Annotated in this window: 29 protein-coding genes; 21 read left to right on the forward strand and 8 right to left on the reverse strand. The window is 70.9% G+C overall.

Annotated features, from left to right (window positions below):
- The first annotated feature begins 239 nt into the window (after positions 1–239).
- From hemL to ACIBCA_RS11080, 8 genes are all read left to right on the forward strand, one after another.
- On the forward strand, positions 240–1,556 hold the full coding sequence (gene hemL / locus ACIBCA_RS11045) for a glutamate-1-semialdehyde 2,1-aminomutase (protein ID WP_396282581.1): 1,317 nt from the start codon (positions 240–242) through the stop codon (positions 1,554–1,556).
- A gap of 74 nt (positions 1,557–1,630) precedes the next feature.
- On the forward strand, positions 1,631–2,281 hold the full coding sequence (locus ACIBCA_RS11050) for a histidine phosphatase family protein (RefSeq protein ID WP_396282931.1): 651 nt from the start codon (positions 1,631–1,633) through the stop codon (positions 2,279–2,281).
- Between the two features lie 207 nt (positions 2,282–2,488).
- The gene (locus tag ACIBCA_RS11055; RefSeq protein WP_396282582.1) at positions 2,489–3,106 is read left to right on the forward strand and encodes a TlpA family protein disulfide reductase; all 618 of its coding nucleotides are present in this window, start codon (positions 2,489–2,491) and stop codon (positions 3,104–3,106) included.
- Between the two features lie 32 nt (positions 3,107–3,138).
- Positions 3,139–3,918 (forward strand): cytochrome c biogenesis CcdA family protein, encoded by a 780-nt coding sequence (locus tag ACIBCA_RS11060; protein ID WP_396282932.1) that lies wholly within the window; start codon positions 3,139–3,141, stop codon positions 3,916–3,918.
- Between the two features lie 2 nt (positions 3,919–3,920).
- On the forward strand, positions 3,921–5,672 hold the full coding sequence (locus ACIBCA_RS11065) for a cytochrome c biogenesis protein ResB (RefSeq protein WP_396282583.1): 1,752 nt from the start codon (positions 3,921–3,923) through the stop codon (positions 5,670–5,672).
- Positions 5,673–5,675: 3 nt separating this feature from the next.
- Entirely contained in the window at positions 5,676–6,803 is a 1,128-nt protein-coding gene (gene ccsB, locus ACIBCA_RS11070; protein ID WP_396282584.1) for a c-type cytochrome biogenesis protein CcsB, read from the forward strand.
- A gap of 120 nt (positions 6,804–6,923) precedes the next feature.
- Positions 6,924–7,328 (forward strand): hypothetical protein, encoded by a 405-nt coding sequence (locus ACIBCA_RS11075; RefSeq protein ID WP_396282585.1) that lies wholly within the window; start codon positions 6,924–6,926, stop codon positions 7,326–7,328.
- Between the two features lie 371 nt (positions 7,329–7,699).
- Positions 7,700–8,338: a ScbR family autoregulator-binding transcription factor gene (locus ACIBCA_RS11080; RefSeq protein ID WP_396282586.1), complete on the forward strand. Its 639-nt coding sequence runs from the start codon at positions 7,700–7,702 to the stop codon at positions 8,336–8,338.
- Here the strand turns inward: ACIBCA_RS11080 and ACIBCA_RS11085 are convergent.
- The 4 genes from ACIBCA_RS11085 to ACIBCA_RS11100 form a co-directional block, all read right to left on the reverse strand.
- Entirely contained in the window at positions 8,332–8,958 is a 627-nt protein-coding gene (locus tag ACIBCA_RS11085) for a ScbR family autoregulator-binding transcription factor (RefSeq protein WP_396282587.1), read from the reverse strand. The two genes, ACIBCA_RS11080 and ACIBCA_RS11085, sit on opposite strands and share 7 nt — an antisense overlap.
- Positions 8,959–9,142: 184 nt before the next feature.
- Positions 9,143–9,352, reverse strand: coding sequence for an acyl-CoA carboxylase epsilon subunit (locus tag ACIBCA_RS11090; RefSeq protein ID WP_396282588.1), 210 nt, complete (start codon positions 9,350–9,352; stop codon positions 9,143–9,145).
- A gap of 95 nt (positions 9,353–9,447) precedes the next feature.
- Positions 9,448–11,049 carry an acyl-CoA carboxylase subunit beta gene (locus tag ACIBCA_RS11095; protein ID WP_396282589.1) on the reverse strand — a complete coding sequence of 534 codons (1,602 nt, stop codon included), beginning with the start codon at positions 11,047–11,049 and terminating at the stop codon, positions 9,448–9,450.
- A gap of 479 nt (positions 11,050–11,528) precedes the next feature.
- Complete coding sequence (locus ACIBCA_RS11100; protein ID WP_396282590.1) at positions 11,529–11,948, reverse strand: PLD nuclease N-terminal domain-containing protein; 420 nt, start codon at positions 11,946–11,948, stop codon at positions 11,529–11,531.
- A 99-nt stretch (positions 11,949–12,047) separates the two neighbouring features.
- Here ACIBCA_RS11100 and ACIBCA_RS11105 point away from each other — a divergent pair, with 99 nt between their 5' ends.
- From ACIBCA_RS11105 to ACIBCA_RS11140, 8 genes are all read left to right on the forward strand, one after another.
- Complete coding sequence (locus ACIBCA_RS11105) at positions 12,048–13,499, forward strand: menaquinone biosynthesis decarboxylase (RefSeq protein WP_396282591.1); 1,452 nt, start codon at positions 12,048–12,050, stop codon at positions 13,497–13,499.
- Positions 13,496–14,392 carry a menaquinone biosynthesis prenyltransferase MqnP gene (gene mqnP, locus ACIBCA_RS11110; protein WP_396282592.1) on the forward strand — a complete coding sequence of 299 codons (897 nt, stop codon included), beginning with the start codon at positions 13,496–13,498 and terminating at the stop codon, positions 14,390–14,392. The genes ACIBCA_RS11105 and mqnP overlap by 4 nt, the downstream gene beginning before the upstream one ends.
- 90 nt (positions 14,393–14,482) lie before the next feature.
- Positions 14,483–15,325 (forward strand): Scr1 family TA system antitoxin-like transcriptional regulator, encoded by an 843-nt coding sequence (locus tag ACIBCA_RS11115; protein WP_396282593.1) that lies wholly within the window; start codon positions 14,483–14,485, stop codon positions 15,323–15,325.
- Positions 15,303–15,494, forward strand: coding sequence for a DUF397 domain-containing protein (locus tag ACIBCA_RS11120; RefSeq protein ID WP_396282594.1), 192 nt, complete (start codon positions 15,303–15,305; stop codon positions 15,492–15,494). The genes ACIBCA_RS11115 and ACIBCA_RS11120 overlap by 23 nt, the downstream gene beginning before the upstream one ends.
- Positions 15,495–15,496: 2 nt before the next feature.
- The gene (locus tag ACIBCA_RS11125) at positions 15,497–15,976 is read left to right on the forward strand and encodes a diadenosine tetraphosphate hydrolase (RefSeq protein ID WP_396282595.1); all 480 of its coding nucleotides are present in this window, start codon (positions 15,497–15,499) and stop codon (positions 15,974–15,976) included.
- Between the two features lie 18 nt (positions 15,977–15,994).
- Complete coding sequence (locus ACIBCA_RS11130) at positions 15,995–16,120, forward strand: hypothetical protein (RefSeq protein ID WP_396282596.1); 126 nt, start codon at positions 15,995–15,997, stop codon at positions 16,118–16,120.
- Positions 16,121–16,149: 29 nt separating this feature from the next.
- The gene (locus tag ACIBCA_RS11135; protein WP_396282933.1) at positions 16,150–16,722 is read left to right on the forward strand and encodes an NUDIX hydrolase; all 573 of its coding nucleotides are present in this window, start codon (positions 16,150–16,152) and stop codon (positions 16,720–16,722) included.
- On the forward strand, positions 16,722–17,327 hold the full coding sequence (locus tag ACIBCA_RS11140) for a DJ-1/PfpI family protein (RefSeq protein ID WP_396282597.1): 606 nt from the start codon (positions 16,722–16,724) through the stop codon (positions 17,325–17,327). The genes ACIBCA_RS11135 and ACIBCA_RS11140 overlap by 1 nt, the downstream gene beginning before the upstream one ends.
- Here ACIBCA_RS11140 and ACIBCA_RS11145 read toward each other — a convergent pair.
- Positions 17,320–17,646 carry a hypothetical protein gene (locus ACIBCA_RS11145; RefSeq protein WP_396282598.1) on the reverse strand — a complete coding sequence of 109 codons (327 nt, stop codon included), beginning with the start codon at positions 17,644–17,646 and terminating at the stop codon, positions 17,320–17,322. The two genes, ACIBCA_RS11140 and ACIBCA_RS11145, sit on opposite strands and share 8 nt — an antisense overlap.
- 164 nt (positions 17,647–17,810) lie before the next feature.
- Positions 17,811–18,314 carry a GNAT family N-acetyltransferase gene (locus ACIBCA_RS11150; RefSeq protein ID WP_396282599.1) on the reverse strand — a complete coding sequence of 168 codons (504 nt, stop codon included), beginning with the start codon at positions 18,312–18,314 and terminating at the stop codon, positions 17,811–17,813.
- Positions 18,315–18,365: 51 nt separating this feature from the next.
- Here ACIBCA_RS11150 and ACIBCA_RS11155 point away from each other — a divergent pair, with 51 nt between their 5' ends.
- From ACIBCA_RS11155 to ACIBCA_RS11170, 4 genes are all read left to right on the forward strand, one after another.
- The gene (locus ACIBCA_RS11155; RefSeq protein ID WP_396282600.1) at positions 18,366–18,797 is read left to right on the forward strand and encodes a GNAT family N-acetyltransferase; all 432 of its coding nucleotides are present in this window, start codon (positions 18,366–18,368) and stop codon (positions 18,795–18,797) included.
- A 103-nt stretch (positions 18,798–18,900) separates the two neighbouring features.
- Positions 18,901–19,998 (forward strand): chemotaxis protein, encoded by a 1,098-nt coding sequence (locus ACIBCA_RS11160; RefSeq protein ID WP_396282601.1) that lies wholly within the window; start codon positions 18,901–18,903, stop codon positions 19,996–19,998.
- Positions 19,999–20,119: 121 nt separating this feature from the next.
- Positions 20,120–20,437, forward strand: a complete 318-nt coding sequence (locus ACIBCA_RS11165) for a trypco2 family protein (RefSeq protein WP_396282602.1) — start codon at positions 20,120–20,122, stop codon at positions 20,435–20,437.
- A 137-nt stretch (positions 20,438–20,574) separates the two neighbouring features.
- The gene (locus ACIBCA_RS11170) at positions 20,575–21,258 is read left to right on the forward strand and encodes a DUF5701 family protein (RefSeq protein ID WP_396282603.1); all 684 of its coding nucleotides are present in this window, start codon (positions 20,575–20,577) and stop codon (positions 21,256–21,258) included.
- A gap of 61 nt (positions 21,259–21,319) precedes the next feature.
- On the opposite strand, the gene ACIBCA_RS11175 is transcribed toward ACIBCA_RS11170, so the two are convergent.
- Entirely contained in the window at positions 21,320–21,766 is a 447-nt protein-coding gene (locus tag ACIBCA_RS11175; protein ID WP_396282604.1) for an anthrone oxygenase family protein, read from the reverse strand.
- A gap of 95 nt (positions 21,767–21,861) precedes the next feature.
- Here ACIBCA_RS11175 and ACIBCA_RS11180 point away from each other — a divergent pair, with 95 nt between their 5' ends.
- Entirely contained in the window at positions 21,862–22,455 is a 594-nt protein-coding gene (locus ACIBCA_RS11180; protein WP_396282605.1) for a TetR/AcrR family transcriptional regulator, read from the forward strand.
- Here the strand turns inward: ACIBCA_RS11180 and ACIBCA_RS11185 are convergent.
- Entirely contained in the window at positions 22,436–23,656 is a 1,221-nt protein-coding gene (locus ACIBCA_RS11185; RefSeq protein WP_396282606.1) for an FAD-dependent monooxygenase, read from the reverse strand. The genes ACIBCA_RS11180 and ACIBCA_RS11185 overlap by 20 nt on opposite strands.
- Between the last annotated feature and the right edge of the window lie 186 nt (positions 23,657–23,842).

The raw sequence follows: 23,842 nt of genomic DNA on the forward strand, positions 1-23,842 counted from the left end.
CCATCCTCACCGGAATTCGCCGGAATCGACAGACCCCCGCACGCCCGGCGTCCCTCCGGACGTGCTCCTTACCCGTCATGCGCCGCCGTACCCATTCGCGGTACGCGGCAGTCCTCTGCCAGCCACCGGCGCGCTCTTGCACCCGGTGTGCAAGGACAACCGTACCGACAACGGTGCCCGGATCATCGTTCCAGATGATCGGGCCCGACATGCAGAGGGCAAGGACACGATTTGAGACCATGTCCTTTGTGAGCTACCCCTATGAAGCCCCCCAGTCCCAGTCGCTGTTCGACCGCGCCTCGGTCGTGACGCCCGGCGGCGTCAACTCCCCGGTGCGCGCCTTCCGCGCGGTCGGCGGCACGCCGCGCTTCATGGTGTCGGGCACCGGTCCCTACCTCACCGACGCCGACGGCCGCGAGTACGTCGACCTGGTCTGCTCCTGGGGCCCGATGATCCTCGGCCACGCGCACCCCGCCGTGATCGACGCCGTCCAGCAGGCGGTCACCCGCGGCACCTCCTTCGGCACGCCCGGCCGGGGCGAGGTCGAGCTGGCCGAGGAGATCGTCTCCCGGGTCGCCCCCGTCGAGCAGGTCCGCCTGGTCTCCTCCGGTACGGAGGCCACCATGTCCGCGATCCGGCTCGCCCGCGGCTTCACCGGCCGGGCGAAGGTGGTGAAGTTCGCCGGTTGTTACCACGGTCACGTGGACGCGCTGCTGGCCGCCGCCGGTTCCGGCGTCGCCACCTTCGGCCTGCCGGACACCCCCGGCGTCACCGGCGCCCAGGCCGGCGACACCATCGTGCTCCCGTACAACGACCTGGCCGCCGTCGAGGCCGCCTTCGCCGCCCACCCCGGCGAGATCGCCTGCGTCATCACCGAGGCGTCGCCCGGCAACATGGGCGTCGTCCCGCCGCTGCCCGGCTTCAACGGCGGCCTGGCCCGCCTCTGCCGCGAGAACGGCGCGCTGTTCGTCTCCGACGAGGTGATGACCGGCTTCCGCGTCTCCAAGGCCGGCTGGTACGGCCTGGAGGCCGCGAACGAGGGCTGGGCGCCGGACCTGCTGACCTTCGGCAAGGTCATGGGCGGCGGCTTCCCCGCGGCGGCCTTCGGCGGCCGCGCCGACGTGATGGCCCACCTCGCCCCGGCCGGCCCGGTCTACCAGGCGGGCACCCTCTCCGGGAACCCGATCGCCACCGCGGCGGGCCTGGCCCAGCTGCGCGGCTGCACCGACGAGGTGTACGCGACGGTCGACAAGGTCTCCGCCGAGATCTCCGGCCTGGTGTCCGCAGCGCTCGCCAAGGAGGGCGTGGCCCACCGGCTGCAGACCGCCGGGAACATGTTCTCGGTCTTCTTCACCGAGGCGACGGTCACGAACTACGACGAGGCGAAGACCCAGGAGGCGTACCGTTTCACCGCCTTCTTCCACGCCATGCTGGCCGAGGGCGTCTACCTGCCGCCGTCCGCCTTCGAGTCCTGGTTCGTCTCGGCGTCCCACGACGAGCGGGCGATCGAGCGCATCGCCGCCGCCCTCCCGGCCGCGGCCCGCGCCGCCGCCTGACCGCCCCGATCCAGACGACCCAGCCTCAGGAGTACCGAGAAGTGAGCGCCAAGGAGATCACCGTCGTCCACGTGATGCGACACGGTGAGGTGCACAACCCGGAGGGCGTCCTGTACGGGCGCATGCCCGGCTACCACCTGTCCGAGCTGGGCCGGCGGATGGCCGACCGGGTCGCCGAGGACCTGGCCGGGCGGGACATCACCCACGTGGTGGCCTCCCCGCTGGAGCGCGCCCAGGAGACCGCCGAGCCGATCGGCAAGGCGCACGGCCTGGAGGTCGCCGTCGACGAGCGGCTGCTCGAGGCGGAGAACATCTTCGAGGGCAAGACCTTCGGCGTCGGCGACGGCTCGCTGCGCAACCCCGGGTACTGGAAGTACCTGACCAACCCGTTCAAGCCGTCCTGGGGCGAGCCCTACCTCGACCAGGTCGTGCGGATGATGGGCGCGCTGGGCGCCGCCCGGGACGCCGCGCGCGGGCACGAGGCGGTCTGCGTCAGCCACCAGCTGCCGATCTGGATCCTGCGCTCCTTCGTCGAGCGCCGCCGGCTCTGGCACGACCCGCGCAAGCGGCAGTGCTCGCTGGCCTCGCTGACCAGCTTCACCTTCGAGGGCGACAGCATCGTCTCCGTCGGCTACCGCGAGCCGGCCCGCGACCTGCTGCCCGCGCACCTGATCGGCAAGGGCAAGAAGGGCGACAAGCCGGTGGGCAAGAGCTTCGGCGCCTGAACGCGCGCGAGCACGCACGGAGGCTTCACGGATGCTTTCCGAGCGCGGCTGAACGCTACGCCAGGCCCGCGTAAACGGTGGGTAAGTATGACCTCGGGCCGCCCGGTGACACCCGGGCGGCCCGACTGCGTCCCAGGTCAGAAGGGGTGCGGCGCGCAGGGCGGGGCCCCGGCGAACGGTTCCCGGCCTCCATGCGAAACTTTTCACATGTCTGCCATGGCGCGCCCCCGTCCCCGTGTCGCCGCAGCCGCCGCCGCCACTGCCGCCGCCGCTGCGCTCGCCCTCACCGGATGCTCCTCCTCGGGCTCCTCGGGCAACGGCGCGGACCAGGTGGGCTTCGTCTCCGTCAAGGACACCAACATCTCCAAGGCCGAGCCCGGCCACCGCGTGGAGGCCCCCGACATCTCCGGCGAGACGCTCGACGGAGGCCAGGTGAAGCTCTCCGACTACCGGGGCAAGGTCGTGGTGCTCAACGTCTGGGGCTCCTGGTGCGGCCCCTGCCGCGGCGAGGCGGACGACCTGCAGCGCGTCTGGACCAAGTACAAGGACCAGGGCGTGCAGTTCCTCGGCATCAACACCCGGGACTCGGAGAAGACCAACGCCGTCCGCTTCGAGCAGGAGAAGGGCGTCACCTACCCGAGCATCTTCGACCCGGCCGGCAGCCAGCTGCTCAAGTTCCCCAAGGGCAGCCTGAGCATGCAGTCCATCCCGACCACCCTGGTCATCGACCGGGACGGCAAGCTCGCCGCCCGCGCCGTCGGCGGCACGGTGGACGACGCGCTGGAGTCGATCCTCCAGCCGGTGGTCGCGGAGCCGGTGAAGTGAGCGCCACAGCCCCCGTAGCCGACCCCGCCGCACTGCACCCCGCCGCCGCACTCCACCTGGCCGACACCTTCACCACCGTCCAGAGCGGGGCGCTGCTGGCCGCCGCGCCGATCGCGGTCGCGGCCGGTCTGCTCTCCTTCTTCTCGCCCTGCGTCCTGCCGCTGGTGCCCGGCTACCTCTCGTACGTCACCGGCTTCTCCGCCGCCGACCTCGCGGACGCCCGCGGCGCCCGCCGCGGCCGGATGCTGGCCGGCGCGGCCCTGTTCGTCCTCGGCTTCACCGCCGTCTTCGTCTCCGGCGGCGCCCTGTTCGGCCAGTTCGGCGACACCCTCCAGGAACACAAGCGGGTCATCTCGATCGTGCTCGGCACGGCGACCGTGGTCATGGGCCTGGCCTTCATGGGCCTCGTCCCCGGCCTGAGCATGCGCGAGGTCCGCTCGCACCGCCGCCCGGCGATCGGCCTGCTGGGCGCCCCCCTGCTGGGCGTGGTCTTCGGCGTCGGCTGGACGCCCTGCATCGGCCCGACCATGTCGGCCGTCCAGGGCCTGGCCCTGAACCAGGCCGATGCGGCACGCGGCGCACTGCTGATGACCTTCTACTGCCTGGGCCTGGGACTACCGTTCATCGTGGCCGCGCTGGCCTTCCGCCGGGCCCTGGGCGCCTTCGGCTGGGTCAAGCGGCACTACCCGCTCGTCATGCGGATCGGCGGCGGCATGCTCGTCCTGGTCGGCCTGCTGCTCGTCTCCGGGCAGTGGGACGTGATGGTGAGCGACCTGCAGTCCTGGACCGCCGACTTCCAGATCGGAATCTGAGCGTGAGCAAGACCACGACCGAGGCCGAGCTGCCGCCGGCGCCGGACGAGACCGAGGCCGAGCGGCTCAGCACCGCGCCGGTCGATTCGGACGGCCCCACCGGCATAGGGGTGATCGGCTGGGCGCGCTGGATGTGGCGTCAGCTGACCTCCATGCGGGTGGCGCTGATCCTGCTGTTCCTGCTGTCGCTGGCCGCGATCCCCGGCTCGCTGCTGCCGCAGAACGGCCAGGGCAGCCAGGCCGCGCTCAAGGTCGTCGCCTGGAAGGCGCAGCACACCACCGTCGCGCCCGTCTACGAGAAGCTCCAGCTGTTCGACGTCTACAGCTCGGTGTGGTTCTCCGCGATCTACATCCTGCTGTTCGTCTCGCTGGCCGGCTGCATCGTGCCGCGCACCTGGCAGTTCGTCGGCGTGCTGCGCTCCCGCCCCCCGGCGGCGCCGCGCAACCTGACCCGGATGCCGGTGTACGCGGCCTGGCGCACCGAGGCCGAGGCGGAGGCGGTCAACGCCGCCGCGCACCGGCTGCTGCGCAGGCGGGGCTTCCGGGCGCACCTGTCGGGCGGCTCGGTGGCGGCCGAGAAGGGGTACCTGCGCGAGGTCGGCAACCTGCTGTTCCACCTGTCGCTGTTCGCCCTGCTCGGCGGTTTCGCCTGGGCGAGCCTGGCCTCCGGCACGGCCGGCAAGCTGATGATCGAGGGCGAGGGCTACGCCAACACGATCACCCAGATCGACGACTTCAGCGGCACCCCGTTCTACACCTCCGACGACCTCGACCCCTTCTACCTGAAGCTGGACAGCTTCACCGCCCGCTTCCAGGCCAGCGGTTCGCAGATCGGCGCGGCCCGGCAGTTCACCGCGAACGTCGAGTACTCCACCGGCAGCGACCCGACGCAGACCACGCCGGGCAAGATCGAGGTCAACCACCCGCTGGAGATCGGCGGCAGCAAGGTCTTCCTGATCGGCCACGGCTTCGCGCCCGTGGTGACCGTCAAGAACGCCAAGGGCGAGGTCGTCTACCACGGCGCCACGCCGTTCCTGCCGCAGGACGCCAACCAGACGTCCACCGGCGTGGTGAAGGTCTCCGACTACGGCGTGGGCCCCGACGGCAAGAAGGTCCAGCTCGGGTTCACCGGCAACTTCCTGCCGACCGCCCCGGCCAGCTTCGAGAACACCGGCCCGATCTCGCTCTTCCCGGACGACGCCGCCCCGATGCTGGTGCTCAACGCCTGGGCGGGCGACCTCGGCAACGACGCGGGCCGGCCGCAGAACATCTACCAGCTGGAAACCCGCAAGATGACCCAGCTGATGCAGGACGGCCAGCCCGCGAGGGTCCGGCTCAAGCCCGGCCAGGGCTGGGACCTCCCGGACGGCTACGGCACGCTCACCTTCGACGGCTACAAGCGCTTCGTCAGCCTCAACATCTCGCACCGCCCGGGCAACGAGGTCGCCCTGTCCGGCGCGGTCCTGGCGATCCTCGGCCTGATCGGCTCGCTGTTCATCCAGCGCCGCCGGATCTGGGTGCGGGCACTCGCCCTGCCGGGCGGCGGCACCCAGGTGGAGCTGGCGGGCCTCGGCCGCAGCGAGTCGGCGAAGATCGCCGACGAGCTGGCCGAACTCGCGGTGGACCTCCAGGACGACGCCCCCGCCACGGATGAACCAGATGATTCGGACGATTCGGAAGACCCCGGCCCCGACCCCGGAGCTGTGGACGCACCCTCGGAACCCGTCCCCGCCGACCAGAACTCCAAGGAGTAGACGGTGCAACTCGCCTCGGTCGACCCACAGCTGGCCGATCTTTCCCTCAAGCTGATCTATTCGGCCATGGTGGTCTACACCCTCGCCATGTTCGCCCACATGATCGAGTGGACGTTCGGCAGCAAGGGCGCCATCGCCGTCCGGTCGAACGCGGCGGCGGCCAGCCTCTCCGAGACCGTCGCCACGGCCTCGACGAAGGCCGCCAAGAAGGTCACCGTCACGGTGGCCGGCGCCGGCGGCCGGACCACCACGCTCACCCGCACCGCCGTGGCGGGCGAGGGCGCGACGGTCGTCACCAGCGGCCGCGGCGCGGACGAGGTCGACGGGCCCGGCGCGGCCGGCACCAGCGAGCGCGCCGACCTCGCGGGCCGCATCGCCGTCTCCCTCACCGTGCTGGCCCTGCTGCTGCACGGCGGCGGCATCGTCGCCCGCGGCCTGTCGGTCGTCCGCTGGCCGTGGGGCAACATGTACGAGTTCTCCTGCGCCTTCGCCTTCGCGATGACGGCCGCCTACGTGGTGCTGCTGGCCGCGAAGAAGAAGGTGCGCTGGCTGGGCCTGCCGGTCGTGCTCGCCGCGCTGCTGACCCTCGGCATCGCGACCTCGCTGCTGTACACCGACTCCGAGCAGCTCGTCCCGGCCCTGCACTCGCCGTGGCTGGCGATCCACGTCTCCACCGCGATCTTCTGCGGCGGCGCCTTCTACGCGGCGTTCATCGCCACCCTGCTCTTCCTCGGCAAGGACTCCTTCGAGAAGCGCACGGCCGCCGGCCTGTCCACCGGCCCGCTGGGCACCTCGGCCTCGATCTGGCGCCGCCTGCCGGCCGCGTCCACCTTCGACAAGCTGTCCTACCGGATCAACGCCCTGGTCTTCCCGCTGTGGACGTTCACCATCATCGCGGGCGCGGTCTGGGCCGAGGCGGCCTGGGGCAAGTACTGGGAGTGGGACCCGAAGGAGACCTGGTCGTTCATCACCTGGGTCGCCTACGCCGCCTACCTGCACGCCCGCGCCACGGCCGGGTGGAAGGGCCGCAAGGCGGCCTACCTGGCGCTGGCGGCCTTCGCCTGCTGGCTCTTCAACTACTACGGCGTGAACATCTTCGTCACCGGAAAGCACTCCTACGCGGGGATCTGACGGGGCGGCGCACACCCACCGGCCCGGCTGTCCGCAGAGGTAGCCGGGCCGAGTTGTGACAGGGGTAGTTCGTGCCGGCCGCCGGCCGGTACGGGAGGGACTTGAGGAGGAGATCGCGCAATGGAGTGCGACGAGGTCATGCTGACCGTCCGAATCACCGCTCGTGAGCAACTGCTGCTCCGGCGGCTCGCCCAGGGGCACCGGAGCGACGTGTCCGAGGTGGTGGCGGACGGCCTGCTGGACGTCATCCCCACGCTCAGCTCGCCGCAGGACGCCTACCGGCTGCTCGGCGCCCTGGCATCGCCCGCGCCGTGCGCCCTGACGGTCTGGCTGCCGGCCCCGCTGGCCGACCTGCTGGTGCCGGGGGCGACCCGGATCGCCCAGATCACCGGGCTGCGGATCGAGTCGGCCAGCGCGATGCTGGGCGCCGCGCTGCGGCTCTGGCTGGCCCAGGACCCGGTCCGGCTGGCCACCAACCTCAGCGTGATGCACGCGGGCCGCCCGGCGGCCCTGGCAGCCGCGTAGAGCCCGCTCCCCGCCTCCCGCGTCACCTGTCGGCGGGAGGCGGGACCCGGCGGTCGAACGGCGGCTGCGGACGCTCCAGACGCTTCGGGCGCTCTGGACGGCCCTGGACGGCCCTGGACGGCTCCGGACGCTTCGGAGCAAAACATACATACCACCCGGTATGTCTTCTGCGGCCAGGGTCACCCCGGCCACGCGACCCTGCACACCCCCTCCGGCCTGCGGAAACGCCGGTCGGGCGACCCCCGGCCTTGGGCGGGGGGCCGTCCCCCGCTGAACGGCGGGGTCGACGAGGGGGCTAGGTTGGAGACCAGCCATGCGGTTTCGGACGGGGTGGGGATCGCGTCCGGCAGAGCCATGAGGGGCGGGGGCCAGTGGTCAAGCAGGTACGCGCGGAACGGACCAGGAGCGCCGTGCTGGTCGCGGCGGCGAACACCTTCGCCGAGGTGGGATTCGAGACCGCCAGCCTGGTCGGCATCAGCCGCAGGGCGGGCGTCAGCAAGGGCGCGCTCTACTTCCACTTCGTCTCCAAACAGGCCCTCGCGGACGGCGTGCGCGCCGCCGCCGGGCGGGAGATCGGCTCGGCCGCGCTGCGCGCCCTGCGCACCGAGGGGCGCCCGCTCCAGGGCCTGATCGACCTCTCGAACGAACTCGCCCGCATGCTGCGCGAGGACGTGGTGGTCCGGGCCGGCGTGCGGCTCGGCCGGTACGCGTCCGGCGACCAGGGGCTCTGTGCCGAGGCCGCGGCCGCCCCGGCGGGCTCCGACGCCACCTGGCGCAGCCTCACCGCCGTCGTCCACCGCCTGCTGGACCGCGCCCAGGACGCGGGGGAGCTGCGCCCCGAGGTGGACCGCCGCGCCGCCGCCGAACTGCTCACGGCCGTCGCCGCCGGACAGGTCCTGCTCTCCGGCGGCCGCCCCGAACGGCTCGGCCCGGAGGGCGTGCGCCGGGTCTGGACGGCCCTGCTGCCCGCTCTCGTCCCGACCGATCGCCTGGACGCCTACGACTACTGAATCCCGGTGTGCGTCCGGTCGGCCACGCTCAGCCGGGCGAGCGCGTGCGGCTGGACGAGCCCGGGCAGCAGCAGCGTCCACATCGTGGTCATCCGCGGCACGAGGTCGCGCCGGTCGGTGAGCACCTGGGAGCTGAGCTGGATGCCGGTGACGGCCCCGGTGATCACCCCGGCGGCCGCCGCCGGGTCGATGCCCGGGTGGAGGTCGCCCTCGGCCGCGGCCTGCCCCAGCAGCTCGGCCACCAGGTCCATCCAGCCCTGGTAGGCCGCGCGCTGCGGCTGGGTGAAGCTGCCGTGCTCGATGGTGAGCCGGATGCTGCCGCGCACCAGCGCGTCCTCCTGGAGGGCGTGCGCGAAGGAGTACCCGAGGTCGATCAGCTTCTGCACCGGCGAGTCCGAGCGCGGCACCCAGGTGGCGATCCAGGCGCCCTGCCCCTCGATGACGGCGAGCGCCAGCTCCTCCTTGGAGCGGAAGTGGAAGTAGAGCGCGCCCTTGGTGACGCCGGCGCGCTCGAGGATCTCGGCCATCGTGGCGGCGGCGTAGCCCCGCTCGTCGAAGACCTCGGCCGCCGCGAGGAGTACCGCCTGGCGCGTCGCCAGCGCACGGGCCTGCCTGGCCATCGCGGCCTCCTGGTGGTTCTGGTGCCCTGGGGCGGGGCCGCGGTTCAGTCCGCTACGCATCCTACCGAGCCGGTTCCGCTTGTCGGGGCGGGAGGAACGACCCGTGGACGCCTTGTGTGCCGGGGGGCGAACGCCGAGACGGCCGGTCACCGCGGAGGGTGACCGGCCGTCTCGAAGGATGGGATCAGGCTGCCTGCTGCCAGCTGACGGGCGAGTAGTACGCCGGGCGGCGCTCCAGGCGGTGCCAGTTGGCGATGGGCTCGAGCGGCGCGGCGGCCGCGGCCTGCTGGGCGACGGCCGCGCGGGCCGCCAGCACGGCGGTGAGGGCGGCCAGTTCCTCGTCGGAGAGGGAGCCGCGCACGATGCGGACGAGAGGTTCGGCGGAAGCGGTCATGGTCTGGTTTTCTCCCCCGGTGGCAGTGGTGTGTGTGGCACTCGGTACGGCACTCGGTACGGCACCTGGAACGGCCTGCGGCGCGAAGCGCCGTGCTACATCGGCGGGTTGCCGTGTTTGCGGCTGGGCAGGTCGGCGTGCTTGGTGCGGAGCATCGCGAGGGCGGAGGCGATCACCTGGCGGGTCTCGGCGGGGTCGATGACGTCGTCCACGAGGCCGCGCTCGGCCGCGTAGTACGGGTGCATCAGCTCGCTCTTGTACTCCTTGATCTTCTGGGCCCGCATGGCTTCCGGGTCCTCGGCGCCGTTGATCTCACGGCGGAAGATCACGTTGGCCGCGCCCTCGGCGCCCATGACGGCGATCTCGTTGGTCGGCCACGCGTAGGAGAGGTCGGCGCCGATCGAGCGGGAGTCCATCACGATGTACGCGCCGCCGTACGCCTTGCGCAGGATCAGCGAGATCCGCGGCACCGTGGCGTTGCAGTACGCGTACAGCAGCTTGGCGCCGTGGCGGATGATGCCGCCGTGCTCCTGGTCGACGCCGGGCAGGAAGCCGGGCACGTCCAGCAGCGTGACGATCGGGATGTTGAAGGCGTCGCACATCTGGACGAAGCGCGCGGCCTTCTCGGAGGCGTTGATGTCGAGCACGCCGGCCAGCGACTGCGGCTGGTTGGCGATGATGCCGGTGACGTGGCCGTCGACGCGGGCCAGCACGCACAGCACGTTGGTGGCCCAGCGCTCGTGGACCTCGAGGAACTCGCCGTGGTCGACGATCTCCTCGATCACCTTGCGCATGTCGTACGGGCGGTTGCCGTCGGCCGGCACCAGGTCCAGCAGGCTGTCGTTGCGGCGCTCGACCGGGTCGTCGGAGACGACGGACGGCGGCATCTCGCGGTTGTTCTGCGGCAGCAGCGACAGGAGGAAGCGGACCTCCTCGATGCAGGACTGCTCGTCGTCGTAGACGAAGTGCGAGACGCCCGAGACACCGGCGTGCACGTCGGCGCCGCCGAGGCCGTTCTGGGTGATCTTCTCGCCGGTCACGGCCTGGACGACGTCCGGGCCGGTGATGAACATCTGCGAGGTCTCGCGGACCATGAAGACGAAGTCGGTCAGCGCGGGGGAGTACGCGGCGCCGCCGGCGCACGGGCCGAGCATCACCGAGATCTGCGGGATGACGCCGGACGCCTTGGTGTTGCGCTGGAAGATGCCGCCGTACCCGGCGAGCGCGGTGACGCCCTCCTGGATGCGGGCGCCGGCGCCGTCGTTCAGGCTGACCAGCGGGGCACCGGCCGCGATGGCCATGTCCATGATCTTGTGGATCTTCTGCGCGTGGGCCTCGCCGAGCGCCCCGCCGAAGATGCGGAAGTCGTGGGCGTAGGTGAAGACGGTCCGGCCGTGGACGGTGCCCCAGCCGACGATCACACCGTCGGTGTGCGGCTTCTTGGCCTCCAGGCCGAAGCCCTGGGCGCGGTGGCGGCGCAGCGGCTCGACCTCGTGGAAGGAGCCCTCGTCCAGCAGCAGCTCGATGCGCTCGCGGGCGGTCAGCTTGCCCTTGGCGTGCTGGGCCTCGGTGGCCTTGTCGCTGGGGCCGCGGAGCACCTTCTCGCGCAGCGCGTGCAGCTCGGCGACCCGCCCTCGGGCGTCGGCCGCGGTCTCGGGGACCTCGTCGCCGACCGGTGCCTCATGCACAACCGTCATCTCGAACCACTCCAAGGGTGAGGGAACTTTCCGACAGCCAACGAATGCTGTGCCCCCGGCTGCGAATCACTTTCTTCACTTATGACTGTACGAGGGGCCGAGGGTCGGTTTCGGCGTCGATTCCGTACAAGGTCGGGTTCGTTTAGCTGTGGCCCCTGTACAGAAGCGGACGCGGAAGGCCGTTCGCGCTCGGTGTCCGTTCGCGTACGCGGGGTTGGCGCAGAGATGATGGCCCGATGATCTGAACATGAAGGAAAGCCCAGGTCAGCGAGGTCTGACGCGATGGCCGAAAGAGATCGCAGGGCGCCGGTGGCCGATAGCCATGAGTAGGCGCCCGGTCGCGGGCGATGAGGGCGGAAAGCCCTCCGATGGTAGGGAAGCGCCAAAAACGCCACAGCCCACCCGGAGCCGTCCGTGTGGGCTGTTGGAGGTAGATGTAGATCAGGTCAGGCCGGAGGAAGATCAGGTCAGGACATGCCTCAGGGCTTGTGGCCGTCCTCCGGCTCGTCCTTGCCGCGCAGCTCCTGCTCGCGACGGCGCAGATCGGCCTCCCACTCCTTGAGCATCTCCTCGTGGTGCTTGTCGCTCTTCTTGAGGTCGTCGAGCGAGGCCAGGAACTCGGGGTCGTCGTCCGGCGCGACCTGCCGGCCCCCGCGCGGGGGCCGCTGCCCGGCGTACGGGGAGCCGTCGGCCGTGGCGGGCGCGGTGCGGACGAAGCCGCGCTGCTTGCCCGCGATCAGCCAGGCGATCGGGCCCAGCGGCGGGAAGAGCAGCACGATGAGCACCCAGACGACCTTGGGCAGGTGCTTGACCTCGTCCTCGGGCGTGGTCAGGCAGTCGACGAACGCCCACACCCAGAGGGCGAGCGGAAGGATGATGGTCAGAAGAATCCGCAGCATGGCGGCGATCTCCCCCCGAGTGAAGGCGGTGGTGGCCGGGGCACCTCTACCCGGGCCCCTTGACCGAGCCAGGCTATCGGGTGGCGGATACTGACAGGCATGGCATACGACGATCTCCGCTCCTTTCTGCGGGCCCTCGACCGCGAAGGCGACCTCAAGCGCATCAAGGCGGAGGTCGATCCCCACCTGGAGATCGGCGAGATCGTCGACCGGGTGCAGAAGGCCAAGGGCCCGGCGCTGCTCTTCGAGAACGTCAAGGGCTCGTCGATGCCGCTCGCGATGAACGTCTTCGGGACGGAACGCCGCCTCGCCAAGTCGCTCGGCCTCAAGGGCCCCGAGGACATCTCCGAGAAGATCGCGGGCCTGCTCAAGCCCGAACTGCCGCAGGGCTTCACCGGCTTCCGCGACGCCTTCGGCAAGCTCGCCTCCATGGCCCACGTGCCGCCGCGCAACGTCAAGGACGCGCCGGTGCAGGAGGTCGTCCTCACCGGTGACGACGTCGACCTCGACGCGCTGCCCGCCCTGTTCACCTGGCCGATGGACGGCGGCTCCTTCTTCAACCTGGGGCTGACCCACACCAAGCACCCCGAGACCGGCATCCGCAACCTGGGCCTCTACCGCCTCCAGCGCCACGACCGCCGCACCATCGGCATGCACTGGCAGATCCACAAGGACAGCCGCAACCACTACGCCGTCGCCGAGAAGCGCGGCGAGCGACTGCCCGTCGCCATCGCCTTCGGCTGCCCGCCGGCCGTCACCTACGCCGCCACCGCGCCGCTGCCCGGCGACATCGACGAGTACCTCTTCGCCGGCTTCATCGCGGGCGAGCGGGTGCGGATGGTCGACTGCAAGACCGTCCCGCTCCAGGTCCCCGCGGACGCCGAGGTCGTGATCGAGGGCTGGCTCGAGCCCGGCGAGATGCTCCCCGAGGGCCCCTTCGGCGACCACACCGGCTTCTACACCCCGCAGGAGCCCTTCCCCGCGCTGAAGATCGACTGCGTGACGATGCGGCGCCGCCCGATCCTGCAGTCCATCGTGGTCGGCCGCCCGCCCACGGAGGACGGCCCGCTGGGCAAGTTCACCGAGCGCTTCTTCCTGCCGCTGCTCAAGATCATCATCCCGGACATCGTCGACTACGACCTGCCCGAGGCCGGCGGCTTCCACAACTGCGTGATCGTCTCGATCGACAAGAAGTACCCCAAGCACGCCCAGAAGACGATGCACGCCATCTGGGGCGCCCACATGATGTCGCTGACCAAGCTGATCATCGTGGTGGATGCGGATTGCGACGTGCACGACTACCAGGAAGTCGCCTGGCGGGCCTTCGGCAACGTCGACTACAGCCGCGACCTGACGGTCGTCGAAGGGCCGGTCGACCACCTCGACCACGCCTCGTACCAGCAGTTCTGGGGCGGCAAGGCGGGCATCGACGCCACGCGCAAGCTGCCGGAGGAGGGGTACACCCGGGACGGTGGCTGGCCGGAGATGGTGTCCTCGGACCCGGCCACGGCCGAGCTGGTGTCGCGTCGTTGGAAGGAGTACGGGCTGTGAGCACCGCTGCCGTCGAAACCCCCGGGCGCACGAAGGCGTTCCTGCGGCTGGTGATGATCGAGCACTCGGTGTTCGCGTTGCCCTTCGCCTACATCGCGGCGCTGACGGCGATGTTCATGGCCGACAAGCGGGTGCACTGGGGCGAGCTGTTCATCGTCACCGTGTGCATGGTCGGGCTGCGGACCTTCGCCATGGCCGCCAACCGGATCATCGACCGGGAGCTCGACGCCCGGAACCCGAGGACGGCGGGGCGCGAACTCGTCACCGGCGCGGTCTCGTTGAAGACGGCGTACGTCGGGTCCGCGGTCGCGCTGATCGTGTTCCTCGGCGCGGCGGCGATGCTCAACCCGCTCTGCCTGGCGCTCGCGCCGGTGGCCGTGGTGCCGATGGTCGTCTACCCGTACGGGAAGCGGTTCACCAACTTCCCGCAGGCGATCCTCGGGCTCGCGCAGTCGATGGGGCCGGTGGGCGCCTGGCTCGCGGTGACGGGCAGTTGGTCCTGGGAGGCGGTCGTGCTGGGCGCGGCGGTCGGCATCTGGATCGGCGGGTTCGACCTGATCTACGCCTGTCAGGACGTCGAATCGGACCGCGAGTCCGGGGTGCTGTCCGTGCCCGCGCGGTTCGGGGTGCCGGCGGCGATCTGGGGGGCGCGGGTCTGCCACGTCCTTACCACGCTGCTGTTGGGCTGGTTCGCGGTGCTGACCGATGCCGGGGTCGCGTTCTGGCTCGGGCTGGTGGTCGTGGCGGGCGCATTCTGCTACGAGCACACCATCGTCAGGCCGAACGATTTGTCGAAGCTCAGCCGGGCGTTCTTCCAGACGAACGGTTTTGTCGGGGTCTCGCTGTTCTTCTTCGCTTTGGTGGACCTGGTCGTTCGGGGCCTCGGAATCTGAGGTTTACAAGGTCACAGTTAGTATCGACTCCATCGCCGAGGGTGCATATCGTCGATCCCGACAACGGTCTCGTTGAAGGGAGTTGGAGTCATGGCGAAGGTCTTCGACCCGACGGAAGCGGCGCGGCGGTACTACGGCGAGGAGCTCAAGCGCCTCCGCGAGGCGGCGGGGCTGACCCAGGAGGGGTTGGCCAAGAGGGTCTACTGCTCGGGGGCGTACATCGGGCAGATGGAGGTGGCGATCCGCAAGCCGCAGAAGGACATGTCGAAGTACCTGGACCAGGCGCTCGACGTGGGGGAGCACTTCCAGCGGCTGTACGAGATGGTGCGTAAGTCGTCGCTGTACGACGACTACTTCATCGACGTGGTCGAGTTGCAGTCGGAAGCGGAGACGATCAGCGAGTACTCGGCGCTTCTGGTGCCGGGTCTGATGCAGACGCCGGACTACTCCCGGGCCGTGTTCGAGGCGGCCAACCCGCTTCGGAAGTCGGCAGAGATCGAGCAGATGGTCGCGCTCCGAATGAGCCGATCCGAACTGTTCGACAGGCCGAAGGCTGTGCAGTACTGGGCCGTCCTTGACGAGGCGGCCATTCGCCGGAGGGTCGGCGGGGCGGCCGTGATGTGCGGTCAGCTGGCCTACCTTGTCGAGCTGGTTCGCAATCGCAAGGCAATCGTCCAGGTGGTGCCGTTCGCGGCGGGCGGGCACGCCCTGATGACCGGATCCATCTGCCTTATGACCTTCGATGACGCTCCACCTGTGGCCTATATCGAGGGCCCGAACACCGGTGCTCTGGCGGATGAACCGGCGCTGGTAGGGAAGTGTGCGCTGGACTACGATCTCGTCAGGGCCGCCGCGTTGTCGCCGGAGGCGTCTCTCGCTCGGATCGAATCGGCGGCGGAGGACCACGCGAATGCACCGAGAGCAGTGGCGTAAGAGCAGTTACAGCGGCGGAAGCAACAACAACTGCATTGAGGTCGACGACCTTTGCCTCGGCTCGGTCCGTGACTCGAAGGACCCTGAGGGTCCGCGTCTTCGCTTCTCTCCCGCCGCGTGGCAGTCCTTCGTCACCGCCGTCCGCGACGGCGAGTTCGGTACCGTCTGACGATGCCCCACCCCGACTGGCGAAACGACCGGATCGGCACCGCGCTGCGCGGTGAGAACCCGACCGTCCTGCGGCGGCTGTCCGCCGGCTTCGCTGTCATTGGCGACGTTCAGTTCCTGCCCGGCTATTCGGTCCTCCTGACCGAACAGCCGGGCGCCGAACGTCTCAGCGACCTTCCGCGCCCGCGCCGCCTCGCGTACCTTTCCGACCTCGACCGGCTCGCCGAGGCCGTCGAACGCGCCTGCCGGGCCGCCGACCCCGCGTTCCGCCGGGTCAACATCGAGATCCTGGGCAACAAGGACCCCTTTTTGCACACCCACGTCTGGCCCCGCTACGACTGGGAACCCGCCCACCTCGTCCAGCGCCCGGTCTGGGACCACCCCCGCGAGAACTGGTCCGACCCCCACCACGCCCTCGGCCCCGCCCACGACCCCCTCCGTGCGGCCATCGCCGCCGAACTCGACGCCCTGGCCGTGGCCTGAGAACGACGGGAAGCAGTCGTGACCGACGACGAGGCCGAAGATGCCTGGCTCAGCCAGCTCGCGGAGGAAGCCGAGGCCGAAGGCCGTGAAGGCTCCATCTCATGCGAAGAGATGACCGCGCTCCTGCGCACACGCCACGGATGACCTTGCTGCCGAACTCGACTCCCCGGTCCATGGGCTCGGTCCACGACGGGGGTGCGATCGTGGGTGCCGTGGATGAACCGGTGGAACGCGTAGACGATCAAGATCGGGTGCTGGCTGTGGTGGAGCGCAGCGAGGCCATCCGCCAAGGCTGGCTGCACCGCATCGCGACGACGGTCTGCCGCGATCAGCAGGGGCGGGTACTGGTCTATCGGCGGCGCGAAAACCTGTCCCGGTTCCCCGGTCACCATGACGTGATGTTCGGCGGGGCCGTGGACGTGGGCGAGTCCTACGAGCAGGCGGCGGCTCGGGAGCTGGCCGAGGAGTTGGGCGTTCGCGTGCCGGCACGCTTCTTGTTCAAGTTCCTCTGCCAGGGGGCGATCAGTCCGTATTGGCTCGGCGTGCACGAGGTCGTGGTCACCGGCGAGGTGTCACCCGCCCCGGAAGAGGTCGCCTGGCACGGTTGGCTGACGGAGACCGAGCTGAGCGAAGCCGTACGGCAGTGGCGCTTCGTTCCGGACGGGCAGGAGGCGTTCGAACGCTATCGCACGTACCGTCACCGCCTGCTCGCGCTTGAACATCCCCCCACTTTCAAGGAGTTGTGATGCAGGTAGCCGTGGTCACCTTCGACGGGTTCAACGAGCTCGACAGCTTCATCGCCTCCGCCATCATCAACCGGTGCCGCAAGGACGGCCTGGAAGCCTTCATCACGACGCCCACCCCGGTCGTCACCTCGATGAACGGCGTCGAGGTGACCGGGCAGCGCACGCTCGACTTCCTCCCCGAAGCCGACGTCGTGCTGATCGGCAGCGGCGTGAAGACCCGCGACGTGGTCGCCGACGACCACCTGATCTCCCAACTCCCGCTCGACCCCTCGCGCCAGCTGATCGGAGCGCAGTGCTCGGGCGCCCTGGTCCTCGCCCGACTCGGCCTGCTGGACGACATGCCCGCCTGCACGGACACGACGAGCCGCCCCTTCGTCGAAGCACGCGGCGTCACCGTCCTGGACACCCCCTTCCACGCCGAGGGCAACATCGCCACCGCCGGCGGCTGCCTCGCCTCCCAGTACCTCGCCGCCTGGGTCATCACCCGAACCCTCGGCGAAGAGGCCGCCCGCAGCGCCCTCGACTACGTCGCCCCGGTCGGCGAGAAGGAAGCCACCGTCGACCGCGCCCTGCACGCCATCCGCGCAGCCGCCGCCATCAGCTGACGTCGAAGGCGACGTTCACGGAGCCGTCCCAGTCCGGCGCCTCCGTGAACGTGAGACTTCCGTTCCCCGCCTCGACGACCCGCACCACGATCCCGCCCCGCTCCTCACCGGGAAACGCCAGCGAGAAGTGCGGGTCCATCGCCATCAGGAACTCCCACCCCTCACGCCGGCCCGCATCAAGCGCATCCACATGCCGCCCCACAGCCCGCCACTGCCCACCCCCATCGACAGCGACATCGATCTCGATGCCGTACACCCCGAAGCACGTCGACCGATTGGCCCACCACTCGAGCCGAGCCGGCCCCACGAACCGATCCATGCCCCCAACTCTCCACGAGAGCGGTACAACCCCCGACATCAAGCCAACCTCACGAGCCAACACGGCACCTGTGGGGCCGGATCGATCCGCCGCCCCCGGCCCGGACATTCGCCCACCCCGCCTGGAACTACGCAAGTAGTGCCACTACTTGCGTAGTTTCCGCCTCACTCCCGGGCCGCTGCGCGGTCCCGGGCGTAGACCAGGCCCGGGCCGCCGAAGAAGGTGTCCTCGCGCAGAGGCCGGAAGCCGAGGCGGCGGGCGACGGCGATCGAGCCGGTGTTGGCGGCTCGGATGAGGGCGATGAGGCGGGGCAGGTCGAGGGACTCGTCGGCCCAGGTCAGCAGGGCCTGCGCCGCCTCGGTGGCGTAGCCGTGGCCCCAGTGCTCGGCCGCCAGGGTCCAGCCGGCCTCGGCCTCCCCGAAGGGCTCGTACCAACTGATCCCGCAGCGGCCGACGGCCTCGCCGGTCGCCCGCGACTCGACGGCGAACAGCCCGTACCCGCGCTGCGCCCAGGACTCCTCGATCGCGCGCAGGCGGGCGGCGGCGGTCTCGGCCGTGTAGTTGCCGACGAACTCGTTGACCCGCGTGTCGGCGTGCAGCCGGACCCACCAGTCCGTGTCGGCGACGGTCAGCGGCCGCAATCTCAGTCGCTCGGTGAGAAGTTGCACGGTTTGGTCCTGTCCTCGGGTGGATCTCGACGGCGGTAATACGATCACGACATGATCACTCGTAGGGAAGACGGTTTCGAGGTTGACACCGACCTCGACCGGATCGACACCGACCTCGTCCACCACTGGCTCTCCACCGACGCCTACTGGGCCCTCGGCCGCAGCCGGGAGAAGGTCGAGCGGGCCGCCCAGGCTTCGCTCAACTTCGGGGTGTACGCGCCGGACGGGCGGCAGGTCGGGTACGCGCGGGTGGTGAGCGACTTCGCCACCTTCGCCTGGCTCTGCGACGTCTACGTCGACCCCGGGCAGCGCGGCAAGGGCCTCGGCACCTGGCTGGCCACCGCCGTACGCGACCACCTCGCCCCGTACGAGCTGCGGCGCATCCTCCTCTTCACCGAGGACGCGCACGGCGTGTACGCGAAGGCGGGCTTCGCGCCGTACCCGACGCCGGAGCGCGTCATGACCTGGACCTCCGGGCAGTAAGCGCCGACACGGGCGGGCGTTCGATTGCTGTGCGTGAACGATGCATCAGATGATGTGACGCACCGTCAGAACGACCCACTCGTGTACGGAAAGGGCGCCGCCCATGCCACCCTCCCTCACCCCCGCTGTCCTCGCCGAGCTCCGACGGCCCCGGCCCTACCCGGCGGTGTCGATCCTGATGCCCACGCACCGCCGGGAGCCGGACAACGCGCAGGACCCGATCCGGCTGCGCAACCTGGTCGCCGAGGCGAAGGAGAGGCTCCAGGCGGACCCCGAGGTCTCCCGCGCCGACCGGATCGACGTGGTGGCGCAGCTCGACCGGGCGCTCACCGAGGTCGACCTCGTGCACTGCCAGGACGGCCTGGCGATCTTCGCCGCCCCCGGGGAGCACCAGGTGTGGACCTTCGACCGTCCGGCCCCCGCTCGGGTGGTGCTGTCCGACACCTTCCTCACCCGCAACCTGGTGTCCGCCCACGCCGCCCAGCCCCCGGCCTGGGTGCTCGCGGTCGCCGCCGACCGGGTGGTGCTCTGGGGCGCCGACCGCGAACGGGCCGTCGAGGACGAGGATCACGGCTTCCCGTTGGAGCGCGTCTTCGACAACCCCGACCCCGAGCGGATGGAACGCACCGGCGGCACCCCCAGCACCTTCCGCGAGGAGGGCACCAGGACCTTCCTGCGCCAGGCCGACACCGAACTCGGCAAGGTCCTCGCCGCCGACCCGCGCCCGCTCTACGTCGTCGGCGAAGCCCCCGCGCTCGCCCTCCTGGACGCCGTCGGCACCATCGCCCAGAAGGCCACCGCCCAGATCCCGCACGGCGGCCTCGCCGGCGCCGACGTCGAGACCGTCCACCGGGTCGTCACCCCCGCCGTCCGCGCCCGCGCGGACCAGGAGATCGCCGACACCCTCGCCCGCCTCGACAAGGCCCGGGGCCGCCACGAGTTCGCCGCCGGCCTGGACGAGGTCTGGCAGGCCGCGGGCGGCGGCCGCGTCGGCCTGCTCGCGGTCGAGGAGAACTACCGCCGTACCGTCCGCGACGACGGCGAACACCTCGTCGACGCGGAGGCCGGCGAGCCGGGCGCGCGCGAGGACATCGTCGACGAGGTCATCGAGCGGGGCCTCGACACGCATGCCGAGATCGTCTTCGTCCCGGACGACACCCTCGCCGACTCCGGGCGGATCGCCGCCGTCCTGCGGTACTGACCGTCCCGGTTCCGCCCGCCGGGCATGGCGCTCCGGCGGGCGGAACTCGGCTGCTGGGCTGGGGGTTTGGCGGCCTTCGGCGGTTTCGGGAGAATCGAAGCTCTCGAAACGGGGAGGGCTCATGTCCGGCAGCGACGAAGACGACCGGTGGATGGACCTGGCGGACGCGGTCGACCAGCTGCGCCTGCAGATCGCCACCGCCCAACGCCGCATGGAGGAGAACCCGGACCGGGGCGTCCGGTTCGAGATGGGGGAGATCACCCTCGAACTCGGCCTCGAACTCACCCGCACCAAAGGGGTCGACGGCGGGCTCAAGTGGAGCGTCGTCAGCTTCGGGGGGAAGAAGGAGACCGGCGCGAAGAGCACCCACAAGCTCACGGTGAAACTCGACCCGCACAAGCCCGGCGGCGGCGCCGTCGACATCAGCGACGAAGAGTAGAGGCCTCGGGCGCTGAAGCCGCGCCACTCCGAGTCGCGATGACGGGATCGGGCGAAGTCGGTTCGTGGCAACGGGAATTATCCGACCGGCCGCGCCGTTACCCCGGAGCCCCCCAAGCCGCCGACCCTGGGAGCATCGTGTCCAAAACCCTGCACGTCACCACCTCCGTCCCCACCCTCCCGGCTCTGAGCGCTCAGGCCGAGCGACTCGTCGAGCTGGGAGTGCACGAAGTGGCGGGGCTCTCCGCCGCCGAAATCCGTGCTTTCGCGGAGGCCAACGCCGGTGCCAACGCCGGTGCCGACGGCGCGCTGCTCGCCGTTCACCCCGACCGGGCGCCGGCCTCGGCCCTCGCTCCTCTCCTCAGCTCCGAGGGCAAGCCGGGGTTCGTCGTCGTCGACATGCCCGATGTCGACCTCTTCGCCCCCATCGACACGATCACGCTCCCCTCCACCCCCCTCTACCTCCTCACCGACGTCGACCGTGGCGACCACATGGCCAACTGGAGCCCCGACGAGGCCCTCCCCGCCCTCGCCGCCGATTCCCGCACCCCGCTCCTCCTCTCCGAGGGCATCCACTGGGCCCTGCAACAGCCCGCCGCCCTGGAGCGCAACCACTGCTACATGACCATCGGCTCCCGCCTCCGCAAGGCCAACGGCGCCCTGGACGCCCGGACCCCCGCGCTCTGGTTCAGCAACGGCACCGGCCGCGACGGCCGTGAGCGCCGTAACGCGCCGAAGGTCGGCTGGTGCTGGGCGGGCAACCGGCACACCTGGCTGAGCTTCGCCTCCGCGACGGACCGCCGGGGCCAGGCAGCCCTCTAGCGACACGTAGCCGAACGGGGCGTCGACTGCACGAGCGCAGTCGACGCCCCGCCCCGCCCGTTCAGACGAGGGCCGAGACGAGCAGGGCGAAGGCCGCGACGAGGACGGCGACGCGGCCGTAGTGGTAGCGGTCCCAGCGGTCGCTCTGCTCGCGCCAGTCGGCGGGGCGGTTCTCGGGGGTCCAGGTCTTGCTGCGGTTGTTGATCGGGACGAGCAGCGCGACCGACATGACGACGCTGAGGGCCAGCATGGCGCCTGAGGTGACGGCGAGGCCCGTGTCGACGTGGTCCCCTCCGGCGGCGGCGCAGATCGCGACGAGGGCGAGCGAGCCGATGTACCAGAAGGGCATCACCGCGCCGAGCATCCGGCCGCCGTGGGCGCGGCCGAGCTGGTAGCTGTCGTCGGGCAGGGCGCGGAGGATCGGGTTGATGACGAAGGCGACGGCGAACTCCACCCCCACCAGCATGCCGACGACCACCGTGGTGAAGACCTCAAGTCCGTTGAGCATGGCGAACCCCCTGGATCGGATCTAGCGCTGCTAGCTGATGAGGTAGACGCTAGCCCTACTGTCGCTCCCTTGTCTAGCAGTGCTAGAATCAATCCATGTCGGTACAGGAACGCAAGGAGCGCGAACGGGCGGTTCGCGAGCGGCTCATCGTGGCCACGGCCCGCGAACTCGCCGAGCAGCAGGGATGGGACGCGGTCACCACCCGCCGGCTCGCCGAGCGCATCGAGTACAGCCAGCCCGTCCTCTACAGCCACTTCCGGGGCAAGCGCGAGATCATCGGCGCCGTCGCCCTCGAGGGCGCGGCCGAGATGGCCCTCGCGCTGCGCACGGCGGCCGCCGCGGCGGACGGCCCCCGGGCGAGGGTCGCCGCCCTCGCCCGCGCCTACCTCGACTTCGCCGAGCGCAATCCGGCGGTCTACGACGCCATGTTCCAGCTCGACGGCGGGCTGGCCTTCGCGCAGGAGGACACTCCGGAGCCGTTGAAGGACGCCTTCGCCGCGCTGCTGGAGAGCCTGGGTGAGGTCGCCGGGGAGGGGGTCCACCCGGGGCTGTTCACCGAGACGTTCTGGGCGGCCCTGCACGGACTGGCCACCCTGACCAGGGCGGGACGGCTGCCGCGCGAGTACGCCGAGCAGCGGGTGGAGCTGCTGGTGGACCGGCTCGCCGTGGTCAGTGCGCCTGGCCGCTGAGTGCGGGCGGCTGCCAGTCGAACGTCGGTGCCGAGCGCTTGAGCAGGAAGTGGGCCGGGAGGAGGCCCGCGAGGGTGAGGGCGGCGTCGCGGGCGAGGACGGCGGCGGGGGAGCGGAGGGCGACGAGGGCGCCGATGCGGTGGGATCCGGCGACGATGCGGGTGGTGCGGGGGAGGCGCGCGGCGGTGTAGGCGGCGAGGCCGACGCCTTTACCGCCGCCTACGCCGAGGCCTGCACCGCCGCCTGCACCGTCGGTGAGGGCCGCGGCGAGGACGACTGCGTCCTCGATGGCCTGGCAGGCGCCCTGGCCCTGGAAGGGGGCCATGGCGTGGGCGGCGTCGCCGAGGAGCGCGACGCGGCCCCGGTGGTAGGCGGGCAGCGGGTCGGTGAGGGCCCAGACGTCGTGGCGCAGGACCCGCGCGGGGTCGCTCGCGCGCAGCAGCTCCGGCAGCGGGGCGCACCAGTCGCCGTACAGGCGCAGCAGTTCGGCGTGCTCGTCGCCCGCGCGGGTTCCGGCGGGGGCGAGGGCGGCGCCGTAGACGTACACCCGCTCGCCGGCGAGCGGGACGATTCCGGCGAGACGGCCGCGACCCCAGATCTCGCCCGCCGCCGAGGGGTGCCTGCCGGGGGTGTCGACGATGGTGCGCCAGGTCGTGAAGCCGGAGTAGCGCGGTCCGGGGTGCCGGGGGAAGAGCGCGGCGCGGGTCGCGGAGTGGATGCCGTCGGCGGCGACGACCAGGGCGGCGCCGATCTCGCCCTCCTCGGTGCGGACGACGGCCTCGCGGTCCTCGTCACCCGGGGTGACGAGCGTGGCGGGTGAGCCCGTACGGACGGTTCCGGTGGGCAGCGCGTTGACGAGTGCGTCGATGACCTCGGCCCGGGCGACGGCGGCGATCGGGTCGCCGAAGTGGTTCTCGACGGCGGAGGTGTCGGTCCGGGCGAGCCAGCGGCCGGTGGGTCGGCGGACGCCGAGGGCGGGATGGGGTGTGGCGAGGGCGCGCAGGCGGGCGCCCACGCCGAGGCGGTCGAGGGCGCGCAGGGCGTTGGGGGCGAGGGCGAGGCCGGCGCCGACGGGTTCGAGGGAGGCGGCGCGTTCGTGGACGGTCACGGGGACGCCCTGCCGGTGGAGGGCCAGGGCGGCGGTGAGGCCCCCGATTCCGCCGCCGATGACGATCGCGCGATCGATCTTCCCGTGACTCATGGGATGAGCTCCTCACTACAGGTGTAGTTCCGCTGCCGTCATCACGGTACTACACCTGTAGTTCCCTCTTGCTCCGGGCCGGGGGCCAACGGGCGTTTTTGGACAAAAGCCGGTGTGGCCCCGCCCCGGGAGCGCGTTGGGGTGGGGCCCGCGGGGCCGGCCAGATAGGCCGGAAGAAACCCGCGC

It is taken from the genome of Kitasatospora sp. NPDC051170, from assembly GCF_044455705.1.
GTDB lineage: Bacteria > Actinomycetota > Actinomycetes > Streptomycetales > Streptomycetaceae > Kitasatospora.